The organism is Lysinibacillus sp. PWR01 (assembly GCF_043359455.1).
GTDB classification, from domain to species: domain Bacteria; phylum Bacillota; class Bacilli; order Bacillales_A; family Planococcaceae; genus Lysinibacillus; species Lysinibacillus fusiformis_F.
The window spans coordinates 21,663-45,937 of the sequence record NZ_JBHERJ010000053.1 but is presented as its reverse complement, the minus strand read 5'-3'; the positions used below and the strand labels follow the sequence as shown (position 1 = coordinate 45,937).

The 24,275-nt window shown below is 38.2% G+C and carries 22 protein-coding genes, 1 riboswitch and 1 other annotated feature; of the genes, 1 reads left to right on the top strand and 21 read right to left on the bottom strand.

Annotation, left to right across the window (positions count from 1 at the left end):
• Positions 1-3 precede the first annotated feature (3 nt).
• The 21 genes from ACEVFT_RS10735 to recD2 form a co-directional block, all read right to left on the bottom strand.
• Complete coding sequence (locus ACEVFT_RS10735; RefSeq protein ID WP_342533031.1) at positions 4-663, bottom strand: YrrS family protein; 660 nt, start codon at positions 661-663, stop codon at positions 4-6.
• Positions 664-806: 143 nt separating this feature from the next.
• Positions 807-1,295, bottom strand: a complete 489-nt coding sequence (gene greA, locus ACEVFT_RS10730) for a transcription elongation factor GreA (RefSeq protein WP_004226860.1) — start codon at positions 1,293-1,295, stop codon at positions 807-809.
• 175 nt (positions 1,296-1,470) lie between these two features.
• Positions 1,471-2,109 carry a uridine kinase gene (udk, locus tag ACEVFT_RS10725; protein ID WP_004226858.1) on the bottom strand — a complete coding sequence of 213 codons (639 nt, stop codon included), beginning with the start codon at positions 2,107-2,109 and terminating at the stop codon, positions 1,471-1,473.
• Positions 2,109-3,389: a peptidase U32 family protein gene (locus ACEVFT_RS10720; protein WP_205444546.1), complete on the bottom strand. Its 1,281-nt coding sequence runs from the start codon at positions 3,387-3,389 to the stop codon at positions 2,109-2,111. The genes udk and ACEVFT_RS10720 overlap by 1 nt, the downstream gene beginning before the upstream one ends.
• A 13-nt stretch (positions 3,390-3,402) precedes the next feature.
• A complete protein-coding gene (locus ACEVFT_RS10715; RefSeq protein WP_342533033.1) occupies positions 3,403-4,335 on the bottom strand; it encodes a peptidase U32 family protein in 933 nt (310 codons plus the stop codon).
• 5 nt (positions 4,336-4,340) lie between these two features.
• Positions 4,341-4,973 (bottom strand): O-methyltransferase, encoded by a 633-nt coding sequence (locus ACEVFT_RS10710; RefSeq protein WP_342441054.1) that lies wholly within the window; start codon positions 4,971-4,973, stop codon positions 4,341-4,343.
• A gap of 286 nt (positions 4,974-5,259) precedes the next feature.
• Complete coding sequence (mltG, locus tag ACEVFT_RS10705) at positions 5,260-6,387, bottom strand: endolytic transglycosylase MltG (protein ID WP_205444550.1); 1,128 nt, start codon at positions 6,385-6,387, stop codon at positions 5,260-5,262.
• A 160-nt stretch (positions 6,388-6,547) separates the two neighbouring features.
• On the bottom strand, positions 6,548-7,744 hold the full coding sequence (locus ACEVFT_RS10700) for an acyl-CoA dehydrogenase family protein (protein ID WP_393949665.1): 1,197 nt from the start codon (positions 7,742-7,744) through the stop codon (positions 6,548-6,550).
• Positions 7,741-9,087, bottom strand: coding sequence for an LLM class flavin-dependent oxidoreductase (locus ACEVFT_RS10695; protein WP_393949662.1), 1,347 nt, complete (start codon positions 9,085-9,087; stop codon positions 7,741-7,743). Before ACEVFT_RS10695 ends, ACEVFT_RS10700 begins: the two co-directional genes overlap by 4 nt.
• A gap of 14 nt (positions 9,088-9,101) precedes the next feature.
• A complete protein-coding gene (locus ACEVFT_RS10690; RefSeq protein ID WP_393949660.1) occupies positions 9,102-9,938 on the bottom strand; it encodes a MetQ/NlpA family ABC transporter substrate-binding protein in 837 nt (278 codons plus the stop codon).
• 14 nt (positions 9,939-9,952) lie between these two features.
• The gene (locus ACEVFT_RS10685; RefSeq protein WP_243456395.1) at positions 9,953-10,555 is read right to left on the bottom strand and encodes a methionine ABC transporter permease; all 603 of its coding nucleotides are present in this window, start codon (positions 10,553-10,555) and stop codon (positions 9,953-9,955) included.
• Positions 10,548-11,627: a methionine ABC transporter ATP-binding protein gene (locus ACEVFT_RS10680; RefSeq protein ID WP_205444559.1), complete on the bottom strand. Its 1,080-nt coding sequence runs from the start codon at positions 11,625-11,627 to the stop codon at positions 10,548-10,550. The genes ACEVFT_RS10685 and ACEVFT_RS10680 overlap by 8 nt, the downstream gene beginning before the upstream one ends.
• A gap of 40 nt (positions 11,628-11,667) precedes the next feature.
• Positions 11,668-12,477, bottom strand: a complete 810-nt coding sequence (locus tag ACEVFT_RS10675) for a MetQ/NlpA family ABC transporter substrate-binding protein (RefSeq protein ID WP_393949658.1) — start codon at positions 12,475-12,477, stop codon at positions 11,668-11,670.
• Between the two features lie 270 nt (positions 12,478-12,747).
• Positions 12,748-13,275 carry a DUF1292 domain-containing protein gene (locus tag ACEVFT_RS10670; protein ID WP_393949656.1) on the bottom strand — a complete coding sequence of 176 codons (528 nt, stop codon included), beginning with the start codon at positions 13,273-13,275 and terminating at the stop codon, positions 12,748-12,750.
• A 457-nt stretch (positions 13,276-13,732) separates the two neighbouring features.
• A complete protein-coding gene (locus ACEVFT_RS10665) occupies positions 13,733-14,041 on the bottom strand; it encodes a DUF1292 domain-containing protein (RefSeq protein WP_036124332.1) in 309 nt (102 codons plus the stop codon).
• A gap of 19 nt (positions 14,042-14,060) precedes the next feature.
• On the bottom strand, positions 14,061-14,477 hold the full coding sequence (gene ruvX / locus ACEVFT_RS10660; RefSeq protein WP_016994166.1) for a Holliday junction resolvase RuvX: 417 nt from the start codon (positions 14,475-14,477) through the stop codon (positions 14,061-14,063).
• Positions 14,478-14,479: 2 nt separating this feature from the next.
• Complete coding sequence (locus tag ACEVFT_RS10655) at positions 14,480-14,746, bottom strand: IreB family regulatory phosphoprotein (protein WP_004226839.1); 267 nt, start codon at positions 14,744-14,746, stop codon at positions 14,480-14,482.
• An 88-nt stretch (positions 14,747-14,834) separates the two neighbouring features.
• On the bottom strand, positions 14,835-17,495 hold the full coding sequence (alaS, locus tag ACEVFT_RS10650; protein ID WP_393949653.1) for an alanine--tRNA ligase: 2,661 nt from the start codon (positions 17,493-17,495) through the stop codon (positions 14,835-14,837).
• Between the two features lie 88 nt (positions 17,496-17,583).
• Positions 17,584-17,800 (bottom strand) — a binding site (T-box leader).
• 68 nt (positions 17,801-17,868) lie between these two features.
• Positions 17,869-18,834, bottom strand: a complete 966-nt coding sequence (locus tag ACEVFT_RS10645) for a magnesium transporter CorA family protein (protein WP_393949650.1) — start codon at positions 18,832-18,834, stop codon at positions 17,869-17,871.
• A gap of 246 nt (positions 18,835-19,080) precedes the next feature.
• A riboswitch (M-box (ykoK) riboswitch) is annotated at positions 19,081-19,246 on the bottom strand.
• 48 nt (positions 19,247-19,294) lie between these two features.
• Complete coding sequence (gene hpaB, locus ACEVFT_RS10640; RefSeq protein ID WP_205444568.1) at positions 19,295-20,728, bottom strand: 4-hydroxyphenylacetate 3-monooxygenase, oxygenase component; 1,434 nt, start codon at positions 20,726-20,728, stop codon at positions 19,295-19,297.
• A 138-nt stretch (positions 20,729-20,866) separates the two neighbouring features.
• On the bottom strand, positions 20,867-23,299 hold the full coding sequence (gene recD2, locus ACEVFT_RS10635) for an SF1B family DNA helicase RecD2 (protein ID WP_393949647.1): 2,433 nt from the start codon (positions 23,297-23,299) through the stop codon (positions 20,867-20,869).
• A 188-nt stretch (positions 23,300-23,487) separates the two neighbouring features.
• On the opposite strand from recD2, the gene hisA reads away from it, so the two are divergent.
• The gene (gene hisA / locus ACEVFT_RS10630) at positions 23,488-24,255 is read left to right on the top strand and encodes a phosphoribosylformimino-5-aminoimidazole carboxamide ribotide isomerase (protein WP_205444571.1); all 768 of its coding nucleotides are present in this window, start codon (positions 23,488-23,490) and stop codon (positions 24,253-24,255) included.
• The last annotated feature ends 20 nt before the right edge of the window (positions 24,256-24,275 follow it).

Sequence of the window (24,275 nt, the reverse complement as noted above, 5' to 3'; positions counted from 1 at the left end):
TCGTCAATAGGCGCCTTCTAATGTATTTAGTTGCTCTAGCTTCACAGGCATCCAACCTTCATTATCAACCCATTCCATGCTTACACGATACATTTGAGATTTATCATTGCTCGAAACAGTAGCAATGGATGAATTAGGACCACCATTGTTTTGCATACGCCAGATAATCATATTGCTTTGGTCGATACCTGTCACAGTTGCTACGGTTGCTACCTTTTCAGCCCAGTCTACTGATTTGTCATTATATGAAGACACATGCTGACCTGTTTGTGTTGTAGGTGTTGGCTGCCAATTTTTATTCGTGATGACCTTTTCAACAATTGGATTATCTGATGTTGATTCTTCTGGTGTGCCTTGTTCTTCCGGAGATGTCTCAGGTTCTGATTCTTGCTCTGAAGGTTTATCTTCTTCTACAGCAAGATCTTTCTCTTCTTCATTCGTCGGTTCTTTCTCTACGTCTTTTTCGGCATCGCCGCTCTGTTCCTCTTGAGCTGGTTCCTCTTTCACTGCTTGATCTGCATCATCTTGCCATTTAAACACATAGGTTGCTGTGATAATAATAAGTACAACCACGACACCAATTAAAACATTCAATAGTTTATCTAGCTTTTTATTACGAGATGGCTGCAAATGACGACCACTTCGAGTTTGTCGTTCACTCATAATGTCTCCCCCTCTCTAGCAAATATTCTATCAAGTTCGACAGCACTTGCAAAATAATTATACTCACTATTTTACTACATAGCTTTCACTCTAAAAATGGTACAAGCAGTCAGCCAAAGGCTAACTGCTTGTACATATACAAATTATTTAATTGAAAGAATTTTCACTTTCATTTCGCCACCAGGTGTTTGAACGACAACCTCTTCACCTTCAGCACGACCAAGTAGACCTTTTGCAATTGGGGATTCATTCGAAATACGGAATTCCATAGGATCTGCCTCAGCAGAACCAACAATTGTATAAGATTCTTCATCTGTTGATGGCTTACCATTAATGATTTCTACAAATGTAACCGTTTTCCCTAGTGATACTACACTGTTATCTGTCTCATCCTCAGAAATAATCACCGCGTTACGAATCATTGATTTTAATGTAGAAATACGACCTTCTAAAAAGGCTTGTTCTTCTTTTGCTGAATCGTACTCAGCGTTTTCAGAAAGATCTCCAAAATCACGTGCTATTTTAATACGTTCAACGATTTCTTTACGTGTTTCAGTTTCTAATTTTACTAATTCTTCTTCTAATTTACGTTTCCCCTCAGCTGTCATAGGGTACTGTTTTTCATTTGCCAAAGTCCTTCACTCCTTGTTTCTTCAATATAAAAACATAAAACTCGACTAAATGCGTAGAAGATGCATTTAATCGAATTTTATTATTTTTAAACGTTTTCAAATTACGCTTTGACCTAATAGTATGCATGCTTTTTCAAAATATGCATGTAAATATTGTCAATACCACTCTATCTTATTACAATACGTTGTCGGTTTCAAGAATAGTTTTAATTTTCGTTACCATTAAATCAATCGCCACCTCATTATCCCCACCTTCAGGAATAATGATATCAGCATAACGTTTGGTTGGTTCAATAAATAAATTATGCATTGGTCGAACTGCCGATAAATACTGCTCGATCACTGAATCCGTTGTACGTCCACGCTCTTTAATATCACGCATGATGCGACGAATAATGCGTAAATCTGAATCTGTATCCACGAATAATTTGATATCCATTAAATCACGTAAATCAGCATCCTCTAGCACTAGAATACCTTCTAGTATAATAACATCTACTGGTTCAACATGGATAACTTCTTCTGCTCGTGTATGCTGGACATAATCATAAACAGGTTTTTCAATTGGTTGACGCACTAACAATTTTTTTATGTGCTCAATTAATAAATCATTATCGAAAGCTAACGGATGATCGTAGTTTGTTCCTAAGCGTTCTTCAAATGTTAAATGACTTTGATCCTTGTAATAAAAATCTTGTTCAATTACCACAACAGAATGCTCACGGAAAACATCATAAATGGCGCGCGTCACACTCGTTTTTCCTGAGCATGAGCCACCTGCGATTCCGATGACAACAGGACGCTTCACTGCCATTAGTTATTCTCCTTTCGCATCATGTTATGCGGTTTCAATAGTGTGTCGCATTTAAATTTAACAATTTGTAGTGGGTGACGAGCTGCATCTAGGCTATTGCCATCCTCATCCCAAATTTCGCCCATTGTTAAACGGAAATTCTCAATTTCAGGACCAAAGAATTCTACTTCGTCACCAGGTTTAAAATAATTACGTTGTTGCATTGTCACTATTTTTGTTTCTGGATCATGATCTAAAATAAGACCAGCAAATTCATAGGTTGTTTTACGTCCATGCACACCAAACATTTGCTCCTCAACGCCAGGTGCATCATGGAAGAATGCTTCAGCCGTATCACGGTTAGCACATTTGTCTAATTCCTCTAGCCATTCCCGTTTAATGTTAAAGTTTTCTGGATCTGCACAATAGGCATCAATTACTTTACGGTACACAGAAACGACTGTCGCTACATAGTGAATGGATTTCATACGACCTTCGACTTTTAACGAGTCGATACCAAGCTCAATCATATGAGGAATCGCTTCAATTAATTTCAAGTCTTTCGGACTCATCGCAAATGGTGCATGACTATCATCGAAAAGTGCTTTTTCTTCACCATCTTCTAGTTCATATAGATCATAGTCCCAGCGGCATGATTGGCAGCATCCCCCTCGGTTTGAGTCACGAGCCGTCATATGATTAGATAGAACGCAACGACCAGAGTAGGCAATACACATTGCGCCATGAACGAAGGCCTCAATTTCAATATCCACCTTTTCCTTCATCAGCTTCATTTCTTCTCCGCCTACTTCACGTGCTAAAACTACACGATGTAAGCCTTCTTCTTTCCAGTACTGAACGGCCTTCCAGTTGGACAGCGATTGCTGTGTGGAAAGGTGAATTTCAAGCTTAGGTGCTGCTGTGCGACATGTTTCGATAATGAGTGGGTCTGCTACAATAATACCCGTTACCCCGACTGATTCAATGTCCTTTAAATAACGTTCTAAGCCATCCATATTTTCATTATGGGCAAAAATATTTGTCGTTACATATATTTTTGCTCCATATCGATTGGCAAATTCTACACCTTCACGCATCTCTTCAATGGAGAAGTTATCCGCATTCGAACGTAGACCAAACTCTCGCCCACCGATAAATACTGCATCTGCTCCGTAATGAACAGCTACTTTTAATTTCTCTAAGCTACCTGCTGGGGCAAGTAACTCTGGTTTTTTAGTAATGACACGTTTACCGTCGACAATCTCACGGATTTTGTCATTTTGCTCTAACGCTAATGCCATGGTATTGCCCCTCCTAGTAAACTGTTTCCTTGAAGATAAAGCCTGTATCTAATGGTCTAATGGCTGGTTGAATATCTTCAATTTTTGCTAATAAATCATCTTTGATCTCTTCATACGCTTCTTCTGACTCGTCAAAATACGTATCGATTGCTTTTCGATAAGCTTCTGTTACCGCTACCACATAGTCTGGAGCTTGAAGAACACCTTCAATTTTCAGAGCATGGATGCCACCTTCAAATAATTCACCAAGCTCATCAATAATACACATATCATTTGGACTGAAAATATGTGTACCGTTTACATCTTCATATATTGGATATTTATTATTTCGTTCATCATCATGTAGGAACATATTACGATTATCTTGGCGATTTTCAATAGCCATTACTTTATCTTGATATAAGAAATAATGGCCGAGTAATGGACGTTTAGATTGGAACATACATGTCATCCCATGTACTTGTACCTCAATCTCCATCTCGGTATTTTCTTTAATTTCTAATACTTCATCAAGAGAAAGCTCACGTGCTAACACGGCACGCGTTGCACCACGTTTCCCCCAGTAATTAGCCGTAAACCAGTTTGTAGCCGTCGTTTCTGGATTCCAATGTAATGGAATCGTAACATCTTGCTCTCGGCGAATAATGAGTACCGCTGGATCACCATAAATTAAACGATCCACCCCGATACGTTGCATTTCTTTTAAATAGTCAGCAAGTGCCTCTAGCTTCTCATTATGGAAAAGTGCATTGACTGCAACATACACCTTTTTACCTGCTGCGTGAATAAGCTTCGTTGCTTCTTCCACTTCTTCAACAGAAAACTCCCCTGCTAGACGTAGACCAAATTGTTGTTCACCTATAACAAAAGCATCTGCTCCAGCTTCTAAAAGTGCTTTTATATGTTCTAATGATTGTGGTGTCACAAGCAATTCTGGTTTTTTCATAGTAGTCACCTCTTCAAACATAGTAATAAACCGTCACCGACTGGTAAAAAAGCACTTGTATAATCTGGGTGCTGCATAATCCAATCCGTGAAGTTTTTTAAATTGCGAATCATTGTGCGCTTACGACGTGGAACATCCTTCAACTCTAAATCAGACAAGCCATGCATGTACATATTATCGATATATAATACCCCACCTGATTTTACTAAAGGAGCGTATTTTTCAAAAAAGCGTTGGTATTGTCCCTTCGCAGCATCAATAAAGACAGCATCAAAAGTCGTATCGATGGCCTTATCGTCCACCTCTAAAGCGTCCCCCTCAATGACCGTAATTCGATCTGATACAGTCGAACGTTTAATATAGGCTTTTGCCCTTGTTACACGATCTTGATCACGTTCAATTGTAACAATTTGGACATTGGGCAATGCCTCTGCCATACGAATAGCAGAGTAACCAATTGCCGTACCTATTTCTAAAATTTTTGTCGGATTTTGAATACGCAACAGTTGATTTAATGCATCTATACCTGCAAGTTGCATAATCGGTACATGATTCTCCTCCGCATAGGCTTCCATTTCTAAAAGCAATTCATTACGTGGCTGTATAAATGATTGTATATATGCATCTGATAATTCCATTGTTTCCACCCTCATTTAAAAGGCAACGAGCGTTTGTCGTTGTCTGTACTTCATCATTTATCAACAAAAAGAAAAGGACCAAACGTGATGTCTTGGTACTTTGCCATACAAAAATGAGCAATTGCTTAGATATGCTCAAACAATTGCCACCACGCATATTTGTCCCGCATAAATGAACGGATTGATCAAAAATCACACTTTATAATAGCATGAAAATAGAAGGAAAGCTATTTTTCTTTCCTTCTATTCCTCTGTTTGCTATATGATTTTTATTCTTCCTATACGTTTACTCTTCTTTTCGTAAATATTTTTCTACCTTCTGCAAATGTTCATCATATGTTTTCGAGAAGTGGTTGACACCCTCTTTATCTGCTAAGAAGTAGAAATAATCTGTTTGACTTGGATTTAATGATGCCTCAATCGAAGTCTTACCTGCGCCTGCAATTGGTCCAGGTGGTAAACCTTTATTTTTGTAAGTGTTATAGGCATTGTCCACTTCTAAATCTTCATATAGAACACGATCTTTATGATCACCCAGTGCATATAACACGGTTGGGTCTGTTTGTAGAGGCATACCTTCATTGATTCGATTATAGAAGACACTCGCGATAGTCTCTCGATCTGTTTGAGCAGTCGCTTCTTCTTCCAATAATGACGCAAACGTTAACAGCTGATGCACTGACATTTGTTTTTCGGCTAAAACATCACTATAGTTCTTCACCACATTATTCATGGCCGCTATCATCTCTTCTACAATGGCTTGTAAAGATGGTTTTTCTTCATAATAAGAATACGTAGCTGGATAGAAATAGCCCTCTAAATCATAGCGAATATTGTCAGCTAAAACGGCCTCTGTAACTAGCTCAGGGTAATTAGCCATCATTTGTTGAACAAATGTGTCACTCGTCACAAGATCCATAAATTCTTTTTGTGTGTACGGTGTTTTCTTTTCAATCACTTTCCCAATTTGTTCAAGTGTTAAGCCTTCTGGTACTGTCATCGTAAAGACAGGCTTACGATATACCTTCCCTGTTTTCAAGCTTTCAATGAGTTCATCAAATGTCATTGCCTGTGTTAAATCATAATTTCCCGCTTGAAATTGTGATTCATTTTTAAATTTTGCATAGTATTTAAAAACACGTGCATCTTTTATGACACCTTTTTTCTCTAGTAGTGTTGAAATGGAGGACAAACTAGAACCAATTGGTACTTCCACCGCAATTGTCTTCGTTGCATTAGGGTCTAGTGGTTTTAGTGCACCCTTCACATAATTGTACCCAAATAAACCAGCACCCCCAATTATAAGTACGAAAACAATGGCAATAATGGCGACGATTTTTCTCACGATTTTTACCTCAGATTTTCTTTCCTGCATTTTTGAAAACATTTCTTGTTTTTTAGAACCGTTATCCACGGGTTTCCCCCCTATCACTATTCAATATCATACTAGAAATCAACTTTCACGACAAACAGAAATCGACAATTCAGGAGAAATTGTATATGTAAAAAAATCTGCCAGCTATTTTTGCTGGCAGATTCCCTCTCTATAAACCTTTTACGGTTCAGAATCTTCATTATATATAATATAATTGAAAAGTTTCTTGCTTCTTATCGACAAGTAATCCCATCGCAAGTTGAGATATAACCACATCATCTGCTGGCGGATTAAAACGGCTACATTGAACATCTCTAAATAGACGCTGGATTTTGTTTTCTTTAGATAGACTTCGTCCCCCTACAACCTGCATAGCTTTTGTTACAATATCAATGGCGTAATTACAAATAACATACTTTGCAATACTAACAGACTCCGATAGTTGCTCCTTAAGAACTGGATTTTGTTCAACCTGTGTTGCAATACTATACAATGTTCTTCGTGCAGTTTGATAAAGTACTTCTATTTCACCAATTTTTTGCTGAACATGACCAGCATGAGCGATTGTATTTTCTAAGCTATGTGAATACGTATTTTTAGCAAAATCAATGGCATAATCTCTTGCTGCTCCTGCCACCCCTAAATAAACGGCTGGAATCTCTAACGAGTACACGCGACCATCAGCTAAAAAACGATTAACTTCATTTGGACGATGTCTGTAAAGTAACGCTGCTTCTGGTACAAACGTGTCATGAAAAATAATATCATGACTGCCCGTTGCCCTCATGCCCATCGCATCCCATGTTTCAACAATTTCCACTTGTTCATTTTTAGTAATGAGAAACTCAGCTGTTAGATTTTCTTCTTCCAGATAAGCAATAATGGTGAATTGTTTTAAAATCGGTGCTAATGAAGCAAATGCCTTTTCACCAGTAATGCAATATCCTCCCGGTACCTTTTTAGCGATTGTACCAGGTAAACTCCCTCGAGAAATATTCCCTTTTCCACGTTCACTATTAATAATATTCAAAAGTGAGCCTTCCTCAACTGCTTTTCGGCATAATTCTGCAAAGATAGGCTCTGGCCATGTTTTCGCCTCACGAACATTCAAAAACGTCAATAAGTGCCAGCCAACAGATAATGCAGTAGACGCATCACCTCTAGCTAATTGTTCTTGGACTAATAACATTTCGTATAGAGAAATTTCTTCTCCACCGTATTTTAAAGGCACTGTTAATCGAAAATAGCCTGCATCTTCTAAAATCTTAAAATGCTCAAATGGAAATTCTCCACTCTCATCATATCGATTAGCTGTCTTCTCAATTTGTTTGGCTAAATTCTGAGCATATTGAACAAGCCTTTGCTCTCGTTCATTTCGAATAAAAATATCAATCATTCCTGAGTCACCTTACTTTTAGCAAAACGATTCAGCGGCTTTTTCAAGCCTAAATGCTCTCTTAACGTTGTGCCTGTATAATCTTTACGATAAATACCTCGCTCCTGCAAAATCGGTACAACCTTGTCAACAAAATCCTCTAAATCGCGTGGTAATAGCGGAAACTGTAGCATAAAGCCATCTGCTGCTTGCTCTACTATCCAACGCTCCATTTCATCTGCTATTTGTGTTGGTGTTCCGACAAAAGCATCGCGCTTTGCAGGTCCAAAAAGGCGTGCATACAAATCGCCAACTTTTAAATTTTCCTTTTTAATAATCTCTAAGTGTTCATAAAAGTGACTTTGAATACTATTAACTTCTGGGAATTCCACTTCGATAGCAGGTGTCTCAAGTGAATACTTTGAAAAGTCAACATTTCCCATGTACCCAGAAACAAATTTTAAGCTTTCGTATGGATCAATCAATGCCTGTAACTCATTATATTTACGAACTGCCTCCTCCTCTGTATCACCCACTATTGGGGAAATTCCTTGTAAAACAAGAAGCTCCTCCTCCTTACGTCCAAATGGAATAAGCTGTGCCTTTAGTTGACGGTAGTGTTCTTTCGATTTTTCAATATCATCCCAATGGACAAATACAACTTCCGCTGTACGTGCAGCTAATTGTTGGCCTGGTTTAGATGCACCAGCCTCTACAATTACAGGCTGCCCCTGTACAGAACGAGCAATATTTAATGGACCTTTAACAGATAAATAGTTTCCCTTAAATGATGTTTCATGCACTTTATGACGATCATAAAATCGATTATTATCTCGGTCATAAAGAAAAGCGTCGTCTTCCCATGAATCCCATAATGATTGAACAACATCGATAAATTCCTCTGCACGTTCATAGCGATGGTCATGCTCCCAATGCTTATCGCGACTAAAATTTAAAGCCGTTTCCCCTGTGGCATCTGCTGTGGTTACTAAATTCCAAGCAACCCTCCCATTGCTTATATGATCGATAGACATTAACTGTCTTGCTAGCACATATGGCTCACTGTATGTCGTTGAAGCAGTTGCACCCAGTCCAATTTTAGTTGTTGCCGCCGCTAAAGCCGTAATTTGAATTAATGGATCAAAGCGATTTAAAATATGTGGGTGTGACTCATGATTAATGGCTAAACTGTCAGCAACAAAAGCTATATCAAATTTTCCTTTTTCCGCAATCTGCGCTACTTTTTGTAATGCTTGAATATCGATGCTTGCATTGGCTTGGGCAGATGGGTGCCTCCATGCAGCCACATGCATACCTGCTCCAATTAAATATAAGGCCAGTTTTATTTCTTTTTTCTTAGTCATTATGATTCTCCTCCCTAATATGAATAGAAATCCTTCCATGTTGCTAATTCATCCAGAGGCATCTCCACTGGAATATAATTGCCATTCGATACTTCTTTAATAAATTTCCCCGTTTCATCGCGCTGATAAATTTCCACTATTTTCTTCAATGTGTCATTATTTTTATCTTCTGCCTTTGCCACGATAACATTAATAAATGGTTTAGCTGTTTTACTCTCATGAATGATGGCATCTTTCAATAAAAGACCAGCTTCTACAGCAACACCATTATTAATAATGGCAAAATCAGCATCCTCCATCACACGTGGCGTTGTTGCACCATCAACAGGCAAAATTGTTAAGTTTTTGGGATTACCTTTAATTCGATCTTCTCCACCGTTACCATCAAAATTGTCCGTTACGGTTAGTAGTCCATGCTCCTGAAGCAGCAGCAAAGCTCTACCCCAGTTGGAAGGATCATTTGGCACAGCGATTTTTGCGCCTTCTTTTACATCATCTAGCGATTTATATTTGTTTGAATATAAGCCAATTGGTGCCATTATCGTTGTGCCAATTGCCTGTAAATCCGAGTTATTGTTCGTATTAAATAAATTTAAATACGCAACATGTTGAAAAGCATTAATATCGACTTCTCCCTCCGCCAATGCCTGATTCGGGTCATATTGCGCAGAGAATGTTACTAATTCTAGGTTAATGCCTTCCTTACTAGCCTGTTCCTTTACATACTCCCATGTTTTCAATTCTGAGCTACGGATACCGACCTTCACAGTATCTTTTTCATCTGCTTCTGCACATGCTGCTAGTAAAAATAATAATGTAAAAAGTCCTATTACATATTTCAGCTTTTTCATGTTTACATTCTCCCTTAAGACACCCTACGTATTTTTCGTTCAAGACTATTACCAATGCTTTGAATAATCTGTACAAGTACAACTAAAATGACCACTGTAACTAATATCGTCGTATTATCAAAACGTTGATATCCGTAAGTAATAGCAACATCACCTAAACCACCGCCTCCAACAGCTCCTGCCATAGCCGTCGCACCAATAAGTCCAATCGTTGCAGTCGTGACACTTAAAATTAAGGATGGAAAAGCTTCAGGCAACAAAAACTTTCGAATAATTTGAAATGGAGAAGCTCCCATTGCTTTGGCTGCTTCAATAATGCCCTCATCCACCTCTAATAATGAATTTTCTATTAATCTTGAAATATATGGTCCAATATGCAAGACTAACGGCACAATGGCAGCAGTTGTACCAATAGCGGTGCCAACGAGTAATCTTGTGAATGGAATGATTGCAACAAGTAAAATAATGAATGGAATGGAACGCAATGTATTGACGATCGGATTGACAATCGAGAAGATTAATTTATTTTCAAGAATATGTCCTTTTCTCGTCACAACTAAGATGATCCCTAAAATAAAGCCTAAAATGGCACCAAAAAATAAAGAAAGGCTAACCATGTACAGCGTATCTAGAACCGCGTTGATAATAATTTGTGTGCTCACTTTCACGTGCAACAACCTCCTCTATTTGAATATTTTTAGCCTGAATAAATAGAAATGCTTTTTGTATATCTTTTTCAGAACCAACGAGCTCCACGATTAAATGGCCGAATGGGATTCCTTGTAACTCAGTGATATTGCCAAATAAAACATTGACATCTACAGCAAATTTCTTAGCTACCTGTGAGACAATCGGCTGTCCGACGTCTACTCCTATGAATTTTAAATTGTAAATTTTTTTAGAGGCATCTATACTTTTTAACTGTTCATAAACAGAAGATGGGATTTCGTCCCGAACAACTGATTGGACAAAATTTTTAGTTGTCTCTTCTCTTGGTGTAGAAAAAATTTCAAGTACATTACCTGTTTCAATGATTCTTCCATTTTCCATGACAGCTACACGATTACAAATATCCCGGATAACTTCCATTTCATGCGTAATCATCAAAATCGTAATACCATACTCTATATTGACCTTCTTTAGTAAAGCTAAAATCGATTTGGTCGTTTGTGGGTCGAGAGCCGAAGTTGCTTCATCACATAAAAGGATAGTTGGTTTTGTCACTAGTGCTCTAGCAATGCCGACTCTTTGTTTCTGCCCGCCTGATAGCTCGTCAATATAACGATCAGTTTTATCCGCTAAGCCAACAAATGCTAAAGCCTCTTTTACTTGACCTTCCAAATTCGATTTTTTTACGCCACTTATGATTAAAGGCATTGCCACATTTTCAAATACAGTTTTAGAATGAAGGAGATTAAAGTGTTGAAAAATCATACCGATTTTTTTCTTCTCCTCTCGAAGCTGCTTTTTAGTGAGCGTAGTTAATTCTTTGCCATTCACAAGTACTCGTCCAGAAGTTGGCTCTTCCAGTAAATTTACTGTGCGAATCAGTGTACTCTTACCAGCACCACTAAAGCCGATAACACCAAAAATATCCCCCTTCTGAATCGTTAAATTGATATGATTTAGGGCCGTTACAGTCGAAGTACCGACCTGGAATTCTTTTGTCGTTTCAATAAACTCAATCATGCACGTCTACCTCCTTAGCATTTATGTTGATTGCAAAGCTTTAAAATGCTGGGACAACAGCACCCTTATACTGATCTTCAAAGAAAGAACGCGCCTTTTCACTTGTTAACCACTTAACAACTGTCTGTATAGCTGGATCATCTTTTTTTTCATTTGTCGATGCTATTATATTGACATAGGGTGATTCAGAATCTTCTATAATGAGGGCATCCTTCACAGGATTATAGCCCCCTTCTAATGCATAATTTGTATTAATAGCAGATGCTTCTACATCATCTAATGAACGAACAAGTAATGGAGAATCAACACCTATAAATTGAATACTCTTCTCATTTTTCGTAATATCTTCGACTGTATAATCACTTTTTTTGGTTTTATCTAATTCAATCAAGCCATTATTTTGAAAAAGTAATAACGCTCGTGAAAAATTGACAACATCATTAGGTACAGCAACCTTTGCATTTTGTGGCAAATCATTAATTTTTTTTATTTTCTTCGAATACACACCAAATGGTTCAATATGAACTCCTTTTACACTGACTAAATCTAAATGACTTTCTTTATTCGTCTGTTCTAAAAACGGAACATGTTGAAAATAGTTAAAATCCAGCTCGCCATCTGCCGTTTGTTGGTTCGTTTGAACAGCATCTTTTATTATGGTAATGTCTAGTTTCACTCCATCCGTTTCAAGATCTTTTGCTAAATACTCCAATACTTCCGCATGAGGAACACTGGCAGCTCCTACTTTTAATGTTACAATGTCCTCTTTACTAGCCTCTCCTTTGTTTGTGCAACCAGCCAACAAGCCTATTGCCAATGCACCGATAAGCAATTTCCAACCTAATCTCATCATATTTCCTCCTTAGTAAATAAATTTACTTGGTTTAATTTAAAACAAATCTTATCTATTTACTCAGAATTGGTCAATGCCTCTTTTATTCTATTTATTAAAAAATTCAGAAAATAAAGAGGTTGAAATACATGTTTTTTCTCGAAAATCCCTTAAATTCATTTAAAAATACAAAAATTTCATTTACAGATAGAATATTTTTAGACCATTGATAGAAAATTTCTATTAATAAACAAAAAACTCTGAGTGGTTGTTAGCCACTCAGAGTTTTTACAATTCGTTTAATACATCTTCAACAAATGCCCATTCTTCATCAGTTTCAATTGGTAATAATTCTTCTATAGAACCGTCATTTCCAGACAGATATTGAGCCGCAAAAATATCTCGTTCCCCCATAGGTTCATCCGTCGCTGGTACATACAAAACATACGATTTACCGAATTGCTCAGATGAAAACGTATGAATGACTTCACAAACTTGATCTTTCCCTTCTTCGTCCGTCACCGTAATTAGCTGTGGCTCTTCCTCAAATTCATCAAGTAGTGTTAACACCACTTCATTAATCATTTCCCATTCTGTATCTGTTTCAACAGGCTGTAAATTGGTCATCTCACCTGTATTATCATCGTAATCAAAAGTCATCGCTGAAATGTCCCCTGGGATTTCTTGACCTTTTTCATCTACAAGAGAAAATAACACATAAGACTTGTCCTCTGCATCAAATGTAAAGACCACACGACACTGCTGTTCCTTTCCATCTTCTCCGATAATCATAAATTCTTGCGTTTCTTCATTCATACGGTTTCCTCCTTTTTGACAATTTGATGTCAATTAATAAAAAGTTTTTTTATCTAGTGGGGTTAAGGCACTTTTTGATTAGGTTCTTCTATTTTCGAGCGGAGCTTCTCTACTTTTGAGCGGGTTCTCACATTTTAGGAGCACTTCTTCTCTTCTTTTGAGCGGATTCTCACATTTTAAGAGCACTTCTTCCCTACTTCTGAGCGGGTCGCCCCACCTTAGGAGCGCTTCTCACCTAATTTTGAGCGGGTCTCCCCATCTTAGGAGCACTTCTTCTCTACTTCTGAGCGGGTCGCCTCATTTTAAGAGCAATCCTCATCATTTGTGGATCAAAATTCACATATCTATCGAGCATTCACTCCTTAATTTAACAATCCTTGTACAAAGAAGAGTGTCAATAAAAAAGGAACAAGGACTGCAAGCTGCGATCCTTGTTCCTAGCTTTGAAGTTAGAAGATTATTCTTCGTTTTCATCCTCTAATGCATTTAAAACGTCCTCTACCATATCCCACTCTGCTTCAGTTTCGATTGGTGTTAATTCACCATCTTCACCATTTTCAGATGGTACGAATGAAGATACAAAGATTTCAACTGAACCATCTTCATCTTCCTCTGCACCTACCATTGAGTAAAACACATATGATTTGCCAAACTCTGGAGATTCATGAACGTGAATCACTTCACAAAGCTGCTCGTTTCCGTTTTCGTCAATCACTGTAATGTGTTGAACATGTAGTTCTTCTTCATGGTTATGCTCGTGTGTCATGCCTAAGTCACCTCATCAATTAATTTTTGCTATCTAAGTAGCCTTGTAAAATCATCACAGCTGCCATTTTATCAATGACCTGCTTGCGCTTTTTGCGACTCACGTCCGCTTCAATCAGCATGCGTTCTGCAGCCATCGTCGTTAAACGTTCATCCCATAACTTAACCGGTAGTGAAAATGTTTCTTCCAACAACTTTTTATAGTTCTCGGATGCTTCACCACGCGGTCCTACCGTATTATTCATGTTTTTTGGGTATCCTACAACAAATTCTGTTATAGTATATTCCTTTACTAGCTCGGCGATGCGGTCAATGCCGAACTCTCCGTTAGCCTCATCAATTTTTACGGTTTCAATACCTTGAGCAGTCCACCCCAGTGCATCACTTACTGCCACACCAACAGTTTTCGACCCAACGTCTAATCCCATAATTCTCATTTCTAGTCCTCGTTATTCTTTTTGATATAAAATTTAACAAGCTCCTCTAGAATTTCGTCACGCTCAAGCTTGCGAATTAAATTACGAGCATCCTGATGGCGAGGAATATACGCCGGATCACCAGAAAGTAAGTAACCAACAATCTGATTGATAGGATTATATCCCTTTTCCTCTAATGAAGAATGTACTTTCAACATTACCTGCTTGACTTCCTGTTCCATTGATTCTTCTGGAAAATTAAATTTCATCGTTTGATCAAATGAACTCATGACCAGCACCTCGCTTTCAGAAATAAGGAGATGTGCAAACACGCTCATCTCCAATTTCTCTTTATTATAACATGTTTTGGTGAATTAATTAAATGGATTTAATATAATCATACACAGAAAGTAGTGCGTCATCAAGTTTTGATGCATCTTTTGCACCTGCCATCGCCATATCTGGACGGCCGCCACCTTTACCACCGCATGCTTCTGCAACCATTTTCACAATATTCCCCGCATGGTAATTGCCACCAACTAATTCTTTTGAAACACCAGCACATAACATGACTTTTTCGCCATCAACTGCTCCAAGAACAATGACTGCTTTTGGCATTTTCACTTTCAAATCATCCATCATTTGACGAAGTTGATTGTTATCCTTCGCTTCCACTTTTGTAGAAAGAACTGTCACATCTCCAATTATTTGAGCGGCATCTACAATTGCTCCTGCTTGTGCATTGGCGATTTTTTGAGATAATGCTTCGTTTTCACGTTGCAATTCTTTATAGTCGGCTTGTAATGCCTGTACTTTTGTGACGATATCTTTAGCATTTGCTTTTAATAATGCTGCTGCATCATTTAGTAATGCTTCTTCTTCTTTTACTGCTTCATAAGCAACTCTACCTGTAACAGCTTCAATACGACGAGTACCTGCACCGATACCACCTTCTGAAACAATTTTGAAGAAGCCAATTTCAGAAGAGCGTTTAACATGGATACCACCACATAGCTCAATAGAATAATCTCCAATTGATACTACACGTACAACATCTCCATATTTTTCACCGAACAAGGCCATGGCACCCATTGCTTTTGCTTCATCAATGCCTTTTTCTTCAATAACGACCTCTATATCATCCCACACTTTTTCATTTACAATACGTTCAATTTGTTGTAATTCTTCTTTTGTAACTTGACCAAAGTGAGAGAAGTCAAAGCGTAAACGGTCAGGGCCAACATATGATCCAGCTTGGTTCACATGATCGCCTAGCACATCTTTTAATGCACGTTGCATAATATGTGTCGCTGTATGGTTTTTAATGATTAAATTACGATCATCACGATTGACCACTGCTTGCACTGCATCTTCCACATGCATTTCACCAGATTCAACTACTACTGTATGAAGCGGTTGACCATTCGGTGCTTTTTGAACATCTTTTACAATAGCCGTAAAGCTATCATTCGAAATCGTACCACTATCGGCAATTTGGCCACCCATTTCAGTGTAGAATGGTGTCTTCGCTAGAATAACCAATGCTTCTTGACCTTCTGAAGCGACTTTTGCTACTTGACCATTGACGATCATTGCAGCGATTTCAGTACTAGCTGTTAACGTATCATAGCCAACAAATTCACTTGCAACCGTTAAGTTTGCTAATACTTCATTCTGTACTTGCATCGAGTCAACATCTTGACGAGCAGCACGCGCACGTTCACGTTGTTCTTCCATCGCTGCTTCAAAACCTTCATGATCTACTTTCATGCCGACTTCTTCTGCATATTCTTCCGTTAACTCGATTGGGAATCCATAAGTATCATATAAACGGAAAGCATCTGCTCCTGGAATATAATCATGACCAGCTGCTTTTTGAGATTCCACTACTTCATTAAAGATAGCCAAACCACCGTCTAATGTTTCATGGAAACGAATTTCTTCATTTTTAATGACACGTTGAATAAATTCGCATTTCCCCGTAACTTCTGGATAGAAGTCTTCCATAATTTTACCCACAGTTGGTACAAGTTCAAACATAAATGGTTTTTCAATACCAATTTGCTTAGCATAACGAACAGCACGACGTAGTAAGCGACGTAATACATAGCCACGGCCTTCGTTTGATGGCAGGGCACCATCGCCTATAGCAAATGCTACTGTACGGATATGGTCTGCAATCACTTTAAATGGTGTATTAATATCTTCTTCTGAGCCAAAGATTTCATTTAAATCTACTTCACCAGGACGCTTATATTTACGGTTGGCAAATTCCTCGATTTTTTCAATGATTGGCATAAATAAATCTGTATCAAAGTTCGTTGGTACATTTTGAACGACTGATACAATACGCTCTAAGCCCATACCTGTATCAATATTTTGCTTTGGTAGTGGCGTGTAAGTGCCATCAGGATTATGGTTGAATTGAGAGAACACAAGGTTCCAAATTTCAAGATAACGCTCGTTTTCCCCACCTGGATACATTTCAGGATCATTATCATCTGAGCCGTATTCTACACCACGATCATAAAAAATCTCTGAGTTAGGACCAGATGGACCTTCTCCGATATCCCAGAAATTCCCTTCTAAACGAATTAAACGTTCTTCTGGAATGCCAATTTCCTGATGCCAAACATCATATGCTTCCTGATCTTCTGGGTGAATCGTAATGGATAATAACGCTGGATCAAAGCCCATCCATTTTTTATCCGTTAAAAACTCCCAAGCGTAATGAATCGCTTCTTTTTTGAAGTAGTCACCAATAGAGAAGTTTCCTAACATTTCAAAGAACGTATGGTGACGAGCTGTTTTCCCAACATTCTCAATATCGTTGGTACGGATTGATTTTTGTGCATTTGTAATACGTGGATTATCAGGAATGATACGCCCATCGAAATATGGTTTCAATGTTGCAACACCTGAGTTGATCCAAAGGAGTGATGGGTCATTTATCGGCACAAGTGGTGCTGATGGCTCATGATGGTGCCCCTTTTCTTTAAAAAATTCCAAATACATACGGCGAATATCTACTGCTTTCATTGGATAAATTCCTCCTATTTAATATTGTAAAATCACGATACGAATCCTGCGATTTACCGAAGAAAATAAAAAAAGCCCTCATCCCCAAAAAAGGGACGAGGACTTGTCATTAGTCTCGCGGTACCACCCTAGTTGTAAGTAAAAATTCTTACTTACCTCTTTAGCACTTGTAACGTCAGTGAACGGCAGGGATTAGCTGCACTCTGGAGTAGCTTTCGGCATTTGCTGCTGTGAGGATTTTTTCAGCCTAGAAATCCCTTTCTTGTACACAGACAAATACGTACTTTTTCCATCATCGTTTTTACTTTTTCTATCAAAAATTATAAAAAAAATCTATTGCGCTGTCAATTAGTACTAGTATGACTATCACGAACTAAGCAATCATTTTTTTGAAATATACCCACATACCCCACGTAAAAATAACTAAAAAGGCACTGATCGCAATAGTTGTATAGGGCGAATCTTGATAAGGTAAAGGTACATTCATACCAAAAAAGCTAGTAATTACAGATAGCGGCAACATAATTGTCGAAATGACCGTTAATAAATTCAGCTTTTCAATAGATTTACCACTGATTATTGAAAAATACGTATCAAGCGTGCTGTTAACTAAATCACGATAAGTCTCTGTGGAGTCGACAATTCGTTCTAGATGGTCATTCAAATCTTTATAGAATGGAATATTTTCTTCTTGAATATCAAATTTCCACTGGCCATTGATTGTTGAAAAAATTCTTCTTTGTGGCATAATGGCCTGACGAATTAAAATAATTGTCCGCTTCAGTGCAAGAAATTCCTCTGTCACCACTTTTGGTTGATAATCATAAATTTCTTCTTCCAGTTCATCTATACGTGCTCGAATTCGTTCTAATACCGGGAAGTATTCGTCTGTAATCCCGTCAATAATGGTATGCAATAAAAAATCAGTACCCTTTTCCAAAAATTTTGGACTATTGATACAAACATTCTCCATGTTGCCTAGCCATTGCAACTTTTGTTTATGCACAGTTACAATATAGTTTGGTCCCATAAAAATATTTAACTCCACTGTTGTAATTTCATTATTACTTTTCTCATTATAGATTGGTGCATGGAGCACAAAAAATTTATAATCACCATAACTATCCATTTTCGGACGTGAGCCCTCATGTAAGCAATCTTCCACTGCTAGTGGATGAAAGCCAAATATATCTGCAATATTATTCAATTCATAATAACTATACGCATATAAATCTACCCATAATAAGTCTTCGTTAGGGATAGGAAGTTGTAAATCAATCATATTGAAATCATGTTGGACTGTCTTGCTGCTGTTATTATAATAGTGGATTTTAATCATTGCATTTCACCTCGTGTTTTGTTATTGAGGGAAACAAAAGGTCATCCTTTATCACCTTTTGTCTGCATCGGTGATCAGAAATCGATGACTTTTTAATTGTTTCCATTTGCCTAAATGATACTTATTCGGTTCAGGACTACTATCCATTTCTCATCACCTTCCTTTCATAACAAAAACACGCCTTCTACGAATGAAGGCGTGTTGAATACACATATCAAAAAATAGCAATTAAAAACATTGCATGCTTGTTACCTTCAAACGTTGAGTTTTAGCACTATGCGGCATAGGAATATGTCCAGCTACGTTAAAAAACACCTTATTTCGATGATTTCTGTTGACCCATTGGCGTCTCTCGACATTTTTGGGTAGTAGCGTATCTCCAGCATAGGAGCCTCACCTAACGAAGGGATATTATTTTTTTGTTCCTCCACATCATAGCGGATTGCCTCATGACTGTCAATCAATCATTTTTCAAAAAGTCTTCCACTCTTTGCACTAAATGCTCCCGTTGATAAGATTGATAGAGCAGGCTAGATAAACGCACAGGATCACCAAAGAAAAAGCGTTCGTACAATGTTTGCCTTGTGCCAAAACTACTCATCGTTAAATCCCATGCTAAACGGAATTTCTTTACTCGCTCCTCGCCTTTATCTTGGAATGATTGTAAATAATGTTCTAGGTCACCCTCATCTGCTGCAAAAGCTTTTTCAGTTGGTATGGACATCAATCCACTTGCCCCAAGTTGCTGGATAATTTCCGTAAAAGTTGGATAAACTTTCGGGAAAATTTGAATAGCTACTTGCAATGTTGAGAGATCTGGTCGAAGAAAGCCAAACATATCTCTGTGTGCATCTATTTCTGATTTTACTAGCATTGCCTTCATCGTTTCTAATGTCACAATCACATCCACCACTTTTTGTTGTACATGTTGGTAGTCACCGATATTAATGGTGTCCACAATCGACTGCACAACGCCTAGTACAAATTCGGTCTTCGCAATTTGACGAGAAAGCACTTGATGTAAACTGTAAGCTTGGAAGCCGCTGACATTCATAAATTGATTGGCCACTTCCACATTTTCGTAGTAAAAAACGCGTTCCCATGGGACAACTACATCATCAAACACAACGATTGCATCCATTTCTTCAAAACGCGCACTTAACGGATAATCAAAGGTAGAATCTCCTCCTACAAATGATTGCCGACATAAAAACTTTAGTCCTTTGGTGTTACTCGGTATAGAAAAGCCAAAACCTTTTCCCTCATCATAGCCATTTGTTGATAAAACAAGGAGCTCATCTGTTATGCCACCCTGTGTTGCGAGTAATCTTGCTCCTTTGATGACTAAGCCTTCACTTGTCTTTCCAATAATTTTAGCAGCAATGGTCACTTCTTCATCCTCATAGTAATAGCGCTTGCGATTTACCTGTGGTTCGATAAAGGTATGTGTCATCGTAATATCATTTTCACGAGCATACTCATAAAACTTCAGCAAATGCTCTGGAAAACAATTTGGCTTATCTTTTAAAAAGTCTGACGCCGATGCCAAGGCCATTAATGTTGTATTCATATAATCAGGGCTTCTCCCCATAAAACCATGAGAAGATAATGCCCACTCCCTTGCCGCATGGCGCCTTTTCACAAGATCTTCTGGCGTCAATACTTGAAGAAAGGACATGCCAACTCTCTGTTTGCTAGTTGGCGATTCATAGGTCATTTTTTCAAGAAATGCCGCTTGATGTTGTAAATCAAAAAGTTTCGCTTGACTTTGCATAATTCCTTTAAAGGCAGGATGTTCTGACACCTTTCCTGTCACGACTTCCCCATCTATCGAAATATACGTTTTTAAAGCATCAATTCGTTCAATATACTGCTGCCCTGTCATTATTGGCATGCTGTCACCCCTATACATTTCCTATGTTTTTGTACTCATCTAGTATATGAAATGTCCAAATATTAGGTGACGATACGATCAATTAGAAAAACCCGATTAGACAGTCTAATCGGGTACATATAGCTGATGGTATTTATTTTAATCATCCAAAAAATCATATGGAGAGACATCATTCATACCAATCATTGGATGGATATAAGGGGCTGTTTCTAGTGTTAGCTTTTGTTCAATGGAAACAGGCTCCTTCAATCCTTCATCTTCTACTGGCACTGCCTCTACTTTCACAAGCTCTTCATCGATTTCCATTGGATTAAGTCTTGCACGTAACGAGGTGAAACGTTGTAGGTCATCTGTACGTTGTAAGCCATCTGCAAGCACATCAGGTTCACCACATAAAATCAAAAAGTTTTTAGCTCGTGTAATCCCTGTGTATAAAAGATTACGCCGCAGCATTTTGGAATACCCTCTAACAACAGGCATAATAACCGTTTGAAACTCAGAGCCTTGCGATTTATGGATAGAACAACAATAAGCTAGTGTCAATTGATTGAGATCACTTCGTTGATAGGTCACTTCAATGCCATCAAAGGATACGATCAGTAAATCTTGTTTTTCTACCGTCTCTTTTGCCTTAATAATACTAATGACCTCTCCCATATCTCCATTAAAGACATTGCTTTCAGGTTGATTGACTAACTGAAGGACTTTATCTTTTATTCGATAGGTGACATCTCCAAAGACTAGCTCTTTTCGTGTTCCAGTATCATTTGGATTAATAAGCTCTTGAATCATTTTATTTAAATTATCTATGCCAGCTGGTCCTTTATACATGGGCGCTAGCACTTGAATATTGCGGATTTCCTGACCCTTTGTGACAGCACTTTTGACAACCTGTGTGACCACATTGGCAACTTGATCGGCTGAAGCTTTAATAAACGAACGATCAGACGTTTTAGCTGTTAACTCTTTTGGAATCGTTCCTTTTTTTATTTGATGGGCAAGTTCAATAATCGTTGAGCCTTCTGCTTGTCGGTAAACATCTGTTAGCTCAACGGTTGGCAGCTGTTTGGATGCTAATAAATCCTTTAACACCTGTCCTGGACCCACTGGTGGGAGCTGATCCTGATCTCCTACAAAGACAACCTGTACATCCTCATGTAAAGCTTTTAATAATTGATGGGCAAGCCATGTATCCACCATGGACATTTCATCCACGATAATCAGCTTCCCTGTCACTTCCCGCTCTGTTTCTTCATCTTTTTCTTGCCCTGTAAAGCCAAGCAGTCGATGAATGGTCATCGCAGGAAGCTCTGTTGATTCGGCTAATCGTTTAGCAGCACGTCCAGTTGGCGCACAAAGGATGATCGGAAAAGGCTCTTCTTTTTGAGCATACTCTTTTGGATTTAAGGATAAGCCATGAAGCTTTGCATAAACTTCCACGACTCCACGTACCACAGTCGTTTTCCCCGTACCAGGGCCACCCGTTAAAATCATCACAGCTGAATTTAAAGCCTGTTCAATGGCATTTGCTTGTGTTTCTGCATAGGTAACATGGAGTAGCTCCTCTGTTTCCCCAATGGCTTTTCGAATTTCATCTTTACTAAAATGTTCAGCCTTGTTATTTCGCTCAATTAGCGATACGATTTTCGATGCAATTCCAACCTCTGAAAAATAAAGTGATGGTAAATATAACCTCGTCTCTTCACCACAAATTTTGCCTTCTTCACGCAGTTCGATACAGGCTTGAGAAATGTCCTCGAATGGTATCTCCTGTCGTTGGCTTTGTTCAAGCATTTCCTTGACGAGGGGTAAAACATGTTCGGCATCTAGATAGACATGTCCATCCGATAAAGCAGCTGTATTTAAAATATGGAAAATCGCTGCTTTGACACGATCAGGATGTTTGCCGGTTATACCTAATTTTGCACCTAGCTCGTCAGCTCGAAAGAAACCAACCCCTTCCACATCTTCAATCAAGCGGTATGGATTTTCTGTCAGTAATTCAATGGCTTCTGTTCGATAGGTTTGATAGATTTTCATGCCAAGCTGTGGACCAAATCCCCACTCATTCAGTTGAATCATGACCCGTTCTAAGCCTAAGTTTTGCTCAATGGTGCGATGAATGACTTCTTTTTTTTCAGCGGATAGACGTGGAACAGAATCGAGTGCACTAGGATCTTCTAAAATAACACGGAGTGCATTAGCACCTAGTTTTTCAACAATCGTTTCAGCCGTTTTTTTCCCAATCCCTACGAATAAGTCACTAGATAAATAATGAATAATCCCTTGCTCAGTTGCAGGAACCTCTTTCGTAAATGTTTCAATTTGAAATTGAGCACCATATTTAGGATGCTGTTTTAATATCCCAGTAAAACGATATTGTTCATCCATTTGTAATGGTGGAAAATAACCTACAACGATAATTTCTTTATCTTCATATTGCAAATTCGTCTCTTGAATTTTCACACGTACAATCGAATACATGTTTTGTGCATTATGAAAGATAGAGACGATCGGACGTCCGAGTATAAAAAATTTATTAAGTTCAAATAAATCTAGATGATCTGTCATGTTCGGTCCGTCCTTTCTTATAGTTTTCAATCTTTTTATTTTACCATAGCCTCATGATAATATAGCAGCCAAAAATATAATCGCTTCAATATTTTACATTATTTTGACAAATGACAATTCTCTGCCTTTATTCTCCGTTCCATGCTATGATAAATAAGAATTAGTTGCACGGAAGGATTGTGAAATTATTGGAATTTAGACCTTGCATCGATTTACACGATGGCAAAGTAAAACAAATTGTAGGGAGCACTTTGGGGTATACGAATCAAGCAGTTGTAGAAAATTTTATTTCTCATCATGACGCTAGCTACTATGCACAAATGTTTGCCCAAGATCGTTTAACAGGTGGACACGTTATCATGCTCGGTTCAGGTAATGAAGATGCTGCCTTATCCGCTTTAACAGCTTATCCTCAAGGCTTACAAATTGGTGGTGGCATCACGGCTGACAATGCTCAAAAGTATATTGATGCAGGTGCTTCACATGTCATTGTCACATCCTATATTTTCCATGATGGTCAGCTAGATTTAGCACGTTTAAAGCATTTAAATCAATTAATTGGTAAAGAACACCTTGTCATCGATCTCAGTTGTAAGATGCGTGACGGGAAGTGGTTTGTCATGACAGATAAATGGACTACATTTAGTCATTTCGAAGTCAATGCAGCATCCATTGCTTATATTGAAGGTTTTTGTGATGAACTGTTAATTCATGCTGTCGATGTTGAAGGAAAAAAGGGTGGTATGCAGGAAAGCTTGGTACGGGATTTAGCTGCTTGGACATCTATCCCTACTACCTATGCAGGCGGCGTCCGATCAATTGAAGACTTAGAAAGATTTAACCAATTAGCCAATGGAAAACTTCATGTAACCATTGGGAGTGCACTCTCTATTTTTGGTGGCGATTTACCTTATACAGATGTAGTAGAATATTGTAAAAAAGGCGGGATCTTGTGAAGCTTATTTATAAAGATTAT

Excerpts from the sequence above, each read along its gene's own strand:
- ACEVFT_RS10735 (WP_342533031.1), bottom strand. The coding sequence starts at position 663 with ATGAGTGAACGACAAACTCGAAGTGGTCGTCATTTGCAGCCATCTCGT.
- udk (WP_004226858.1), bottom strand. The coding sequence starts at position 2,109 with ATGGCAGTGAAGCGTCCTGTTGTCATCGGAATCGCAGGTGGCTCATGC.
- ACEVFT_RS10720 (WP_205444546.1), bottom strand. The coding sequence starts at position 3,389 with ATGGCATTAGCGTTAGAGCAAAATGACAAAATCCGTGAGATTGTCGAC.
- ACEVFT_RS10715 (WP_342533033.1), bottom strand. The coding sequence starts at position 4,335 with ATGAAAAAACCAGAATTGCTTGTGACACCACAATCATTAGAACATATA.
- ACEVFT_RS10710 (WP_342441054.1), bottom strand. The coding sequence starts at position 4,973 with ATGGAATTATCAGATGCATATATACAATCATTTATACAGCCACGTAAT.
- ACEVFT_RS10700 (WP_393949665.1), bottom strand. The coding sequence starts at position 7,744 with ATGATTGATATTTTTATTCGAAATGAACGAGAGCAAAGGCTTGTTCAA.
- ACEVFT_RS10695 (WP_393949662.1), bottom strand. The coding sequence starts at position 9,087 with ATGACTAAGAAAAAAGAAATAAAACTGGCCTTATATTTAATTGGAGCA.
- ACEVFT_RS10690 (WP_393949660.1), bottom strand. The coding sequence starts at position 9,938 with ATGAAAAAGCTGAAATATGTAATAGGACTTTTTACATTATTATTTTTA.
- ACEVFT_RS10685 (WP_243456395.1), bottom strand. The coding sequence starts at position 10,555 with ATGGTTAGCCTTTCTTTATTTTTTGGTGCCATTTTAGGCTTTATTTTA.
- ACEVFT_RS10680 (WP_205444559.1), bottom strand. The coding sequence starts at position 11,627 with ATGATTGAGTTTATTGAAACGACAAAAGAATTCCAGGTCGGTACTTCG.
- ACEVFT_RS10675 (WP_393949658.1), bottom strand. The coding sequence starts at position 12,477 with ATGAGATTAGGTTGGAAATTGCTTATCGGTGCATTGGCAATAGGCTTG.
- ACEVFT_RS10670 (WP_393949656.1), bottom strand. The coding sequence starts at position 13,275 with ATGAATGAAGAAACGCAAGAATTTATGATTATCGGAGAAGATGGAAAG.
- ACEVFT_RS10665 (WP_036124332.1), bottom strand. The coding sequence starts at position 14,041 with ATGACACACGAGCATAACCATGAAGAAGAACTACATGTTCAACACATT.
- ruvX (WP_016994166.1), bottom strand. The coding sequence starts at position 14,477 with ATGAGAATTATGGGATTAGACGTTGGGTCGAAAACTGTTGGTGTGGCA.
- ACEVFT_RS10655 (WP_004226839.1), bottom strand. The coding sequence starts at position 14,746 with ATGAGTTCATTTGATCAAACGATGAAATTTAATTTTCCAGAAGAATCA.
- alaS (WP_393949653.1), bottom strand. The coding sequence starts at position 17,495 with ATGAAAGCAGTAGATATTCGCCGTATGTATTTGGAATTTTTTAAAGAA.
- ACEVFT_RS10645 (WP_393949650.1), bottom strand. The coding sequence starts at position 18,834 with ATGATTAAAATCCACTATTATAATAACAGCAGCAAGACAGTCCAACAT.
- hpaB (WP_205444568.1), bottom strand. The coding sequence starts at position 20,728 with ATGCCAATAATGACAGGGCAGCAGTATATTGAACGAATTGATGCTTTA.
- recD2 (WP_393949647.1), bottom strand. The coding sequence starts at position 23,299 with ATGACAGATCATCTAGATTTATTTGAACTTAATAAATTTTTTATACTC.